Raw genomic sequence first — 5,304 nt, 5'->3', positions numbered from 1 at the left:
ACTTCAGGGACAATGTACCTAAATGGTCATTCTCCCACGCAGAAAGTATTCCTTATTCTTACGCTCTGGGTAGATTCTTCGAGTCAAGGATTGCAGCGCCAGAGGAAACCCCTCCCTGAAAAAACAACTCAATTTTACTGGCGTTGAACTTTTGCCACTGTGAACTAAATTCTCTCAACAGCTTATCGCAACAGCCATGAGCGATTGACAGCCATGAGCGAATAAAAGTCGCTTCCTCGTCTACTGTAGCAATCGCTTTTCACGGCAATAAAAGCACTCAATTCCGAGGAAGTAGAATGACACATTCTCGCCCCAACGCATTAAGCCTTGCAGTGGCCATTGCAGTCTGTTCTTCCATCATTGGTACACAGGCTCTGGCCAATCGCAGACTTCAGACAAAATTTGTCGGTATTCAGGACAATGCGCAAGCGGAGCTGATCCGGAGTGAGGTCATAGTCAAGCCAACTTTAGACGATGACCAGCAGCCAATACCTAAATCCTTTACCACTACCTACCCTGATCGGACTCGATTCAGTGCATATTTCATTCCTTCTTTCACAGACATTCTTTCCGGCATCGACGCCGACGTTTCCATTGTTGATCTGTTTGAAACGGACGAGAATGACGTTGCTCAGAAATACACCAAAATCCTGAAGGTGGGTGATGAGGACGTCTTCAGGTTCACCCATAACCTTGAAGAAGAAAAACTGATCATTGAAGTCAGGGCCGGAATGACCGATCAGGATTCGGTTGAGGCTGTGCTTGATCAAATGGATAGCACCGAACCACTGGAACCGTTGACAAAAATCGCCAGACCCGCACAACTGAACGAGGTGCTCGAAGGTGCTAATGAAAGAGCAGGAAAACTCGGGACCCGTGATCACTATGTTGCCCTTGCCACCATTGAAATAGAACAAGCTGAAGTGGATGGGCGTACCTTCATGCGTCTCATCTCCGGGGGGGATCAGCCTCCTGAACTGAAACGTCTGGGTCAATCACTTTTCGTCAATGATGAGGCTCTCCTGGCAGCAGCCACCTCTGCCTATTTTCAGGTTCATGTCCTGAGAAAGGATTTACAACAGCAGGCGCTTAATGAACTGTTAAAACACAGCAAACCCATTGGATATGTTGTACACGTCGAAGATGACACGCGGGCTTACTCCGTGCCTGTGGGCTATCCAAAGCTGGAAGTAACCGAAGCTCCGGGGGAGGTTATTGTTTTCCATGGTCATATGCAGTATCCGAACGATATCGCCTTTATAGAAAACCTCCATAAATTCCTGGAAAAAGCTGAGAGTAATTACCCCGTTGATGCACTAAAAACACAGGTTAATAGCTACGATACCATGATCTATCAGTACGTTATTCGCAGCAGGCAGATGGCACTGCTGGAGGAATCAGCGGCACATTACGAACAGTACAAAACTGAATTTAAAACCTATCCACTGGCGAGGCTTGCATACTATGAATATCTCCGGCAGGCATTGACCAGTGCTACTCCGGATAATGCCTATCAATTTGAATTCACATTTGCACACATCAAAGCTGCCTGGTCTGTCATCACACCAGCCTGGTTACAGTTTCAACTCGAAAAACACTTCGGCTTCAAACCCGTAATTAGAAATCTTCTGACTAATCAACGCTTTATTCGGACGTTAAGTTCTGTTGTCAACATTATCAGCGAAACGCAGGTCGGTCCTCCCGGGGTCGACGAAGAGTTTTCTGCCAAAGTGATTAGCGACATGACCAGGCAGCTGCCTGAAATGTATAAAAGCCTGGAGGAGCTACAGACAAAAGAAGCCATAATCCTCCAGATTAGAAATAAGTTGCAGCACACAACGGGTGCAGAGGTTACCAGTGAAGAGGAAAAACTCAAAGCACAACAAATAAGCCAACGAATCGGGGATGAGCTTTTAAAGCTTCGTGCCGAAATGGAAGCGCTGGAAAACCGGGAACAGGCACTTCAGCAGGAAAGCAAACGAATTCCAGCCCTGGCACAACAACTTCGTGATGCCAGAAAGGTTTACAATTCTGAAAGAGCAACAATGCTTAGCATAGATGACTGGGATGATACCCTGCCACCAGAAGAACAAGCCACACGCACCCGGGAGAGACTTAATGAAATCTTAACAGCCGTTGCCGCACCGGGACTGCCTGAGGAAGACACTGTAAAAACAAATCTGGCCGTTATTGAAGGTCAAATCGGTATTATTCCAGATAATGAAAATGATCTGGGTGCCCGCTTTCGGTCCGTTCAAACGCATCTTCAGCAACAAAGCACCAGAACAGACGCTGCAATCAAAGCCCGCTATGCAACCATTGCCGCTCATTTAAACCCTCAGGGTGTTGATAGCAATGCAGATATTGATGCTCAAGAAGAACAACTGATTCAAAAAATTAAGACAATGAGTGCTCAAGAGCAACTTATGCGTCAGCAACTGTATAAAATGGACGATCAGCGCGAAATAGAGAATTCTTACACCAGGACCAGAAAAAGGGCTGTGGCAGCGGTTCTTGGTATTGATCTACGTGAAAACACCCTACTGGAAGACCGTGCCACCCTGGAATCAACAGTCTATTACAAGCTCTACAAACTTAAAGAGCTGGAAGAAGAGCTGGAAGACATCAGAACACCAGACCACCCCAAAGCCAGACCTGAAGTACTTGAGAAACTGGCTGCTGTGGAAAAAGTCCTGAAGATTGATGACTTAAATGGAGAGGACGATGTGTATTACCGTCGTGAAGCCATTTCTAAAGAAATTCAGACATTCCTCATAAAAACCAGACTGCGGGTAGAGAGAGAAGCGCTGGAGATACTGAAAACCGTAGAAAAAATACTCGAGATCAATGTCAATGAAGGTGATGACAAAGCAACAAGACTTGGCAGGATTCGTACAAAATTTGACAACAATGAAGTCTCAGAATCCATGCTGGATACGATAGGACAAACTCTCTGGAAAGAAGACATCACAGCTGCGAGCCAAAAATGGGCAGTAAAATACGAGAAGCTTCAGAGGCGTCTTACCTTTTATGTCGAAGATGCGGATGGGCAAGTCATAAGACAAAATACAGAGTTGCTTAAAGATATAGAGGAAGAGCTGCAGATCTACTCCATTGTAAGATATAAGGCTAAAGAAAGAGGCAGGGCTTTTCTTGCCAGGCTGGCCAATGATCTGGGGGTAAAATTTGAAAACGATGCCCCCCTGTCTGACAACAAGTATGTTCTTTACAACCAAATTTGGGCATTAAAGGAAGAAGTAGAGGAAGTCTATGACAATGAAGATGTCAAAAGAGTCAGAAACAATGAAATAGCTCATCAACTCAACATTCAGGACTATAAAGATGATGCCACTATCGAAGACCAAAACATTCTCATTAACAAAAAACTTCAACGGTTGGATGAAGAAGTTTTAAAAACAGGTTTTGCTGACGTTGACGGGCATATTACGGCCATTGAAAATGAGCTTGACAGACAAATGGCCCGCCTGGGCCCTAAACCCCGATACGTCTATGATCGTGAGGTAGTCACTGTCAGGCGGGCAATAGAAGAAGCTGAAAGTGAGCTGACAGGTGTTCAACGCAAGCTGAGCACGCTTCGTGACAAGCAGGTGGCATTTTTGGTGAGCCGTGCGGACCTCCAACATACTTCGGATGAAGAGGAAACACCTCTCAAACAGGGCATTAAACAACTTCAGAACGAGTTGGGTCTGGCTGCAGGTGATGAGCAAACCTTTAAAGATCGAGTAGACGACATCAAACATTTCCTGCGGACATGCAGCGCAGAAAAACGGGATGAAGTCCTTGGGAAAGCCACAAAAGCACTGAATATTCAGATAAATGGTGACCTCGGTTTACTGGAAGAAGCTGATCACTTTATTGCCAATAAAGCCTATTCAGAGAGTCATGATCAGGACGAAACCCATGAAGTCCGGGGTAAACAGCGTTTTGCCACGAAAGAGTACATTCAGGTCAGGAAATTCCTGCGTGTGCATGACAAGAAAGTGATGGATGTAAACGATGCAAGGGCTCAGGAGGATCATGCACGAACGAATCTGGTTCGTAAAGAACGGGAAATGATCGATTTTAGAATCACCGTTGGGCCGTCTGAAGCAGTACCCAGGTACGAAATGGCTCAGCTGGCTTTAGCCCTGAGACGTAAAAGTGAAGCTGTTTCCAAAGCAAAACAGGACTTGGCGGATCATGACGCGCTTCTTGAAGCCACTGAGGAAGCCGCGGGTCTTAAGCCAGACTCTACTGACACCCTTGAAGACCGGATTAATGCCCTTAGATACAAACGGGTACAACTGGTCTGGGATGGTGGTAGTGTCGGCAAGATCCGGCAACTGAATCAGGAACAGGCCAGCCTGGAAGGTGAGATTGAAATCAGGAAAGCCTGCATTGAGAGAATGAAGGATAACCTGAGGATTGCAGAGAAAGTTGTCGAAAATAACGATGATCCCTTCCAGTACACACCGAGACAGACAAAAGTTCAGGCCGCTATGAACGCCTTCACACAGCAACACCCTCTCAAGCAACAAGCACTGGAAGCAGCCATCGGTCTGACAGAATTAGCAGCAGAAAGCGGTAATGCAGAACCGTTCCTTACGACACCATTCTTTTCGACTTTCGATTTTAAAGATGAATTTGCACCGATTCTCTTGCAGGCAATGGTTGGAGACAATCTGACCTTTGATCAGGCCCTTCGGATTGTGAAAGTATTCAAGAGCCTGAAGACGACCTTCCCACCCAGCCCTTTCGAGCCAACGGAAGATCGGCCTCTGAATGTCCTGAAAAAAGTTCAGGAGCTGGTGTACAGGGCCAGGAATGAGATGGCAACCGGGGCTCAACAATACGACGGTGAAATACGCGGTATGGGCAAAAGAGCCATTCATTTCGTCGAACATGAATCAAAGGATCTGACAACTTTCCAGAAATACTTCACTGCCGGTTCTGGCAATGGTAACAAGATCATCGCTTTGCTGCGAGACGGTCTGATCAGTAAGGTTGAACTTCAAAACTACATGAAAGCCATCAGGGGTGCCGATGGTTATCAGCCAGTGGAAGAGTTTGAACACTTCCTTGGCTACAGACACGGCGTTAATGTGATTCACTTCAGTGCCGTTGTCCATATGCTGTCCGACAAGGGCGCTGAGGAATTTATGCAGAGTGCCTTTATGTTTGTCCCCGTGACTGCCACTGGTCCGGCGGGCATGCAAGAATCTATTGTCGGCATGAAAGAGTTCTCAGCGGCGGTCATCGCCAACTACGTTCTTGACGATATTGCCTTTGAAAACGGCCGCAAGA

At 46.5% G+C, this 5,304-nt stretch carries 1 protein-coding gene; it reads left to right on the top strand.

Features of this window, described 5'->3' with window-relative positions; all coding sequences use genetic code 11:
* Positions 1–296: 296 nt before the first annotated feature.
* A partial coding sequence (locus KDK19_RS06570) for a hypothetical protein (RefSeq protein ID WP_257291598.1) occupies positions 297–5,304 on the top strand: 5,008 nt, incomplete at its 3' end.

The organism is Endozoicomonas sp. ONNA1, from assembly GCF_024606325.1.
GTDB lineage: Bacteria > Pseudomonadota > Gammaproteobacteria > Pseudomonadales > Endozoicomonadaceae > Endozoicomonas_A.
Note: the sequence above shows the minus strand (reverse complement) of the source record. Positions and strands in the feature narration are given on the sequence as shown.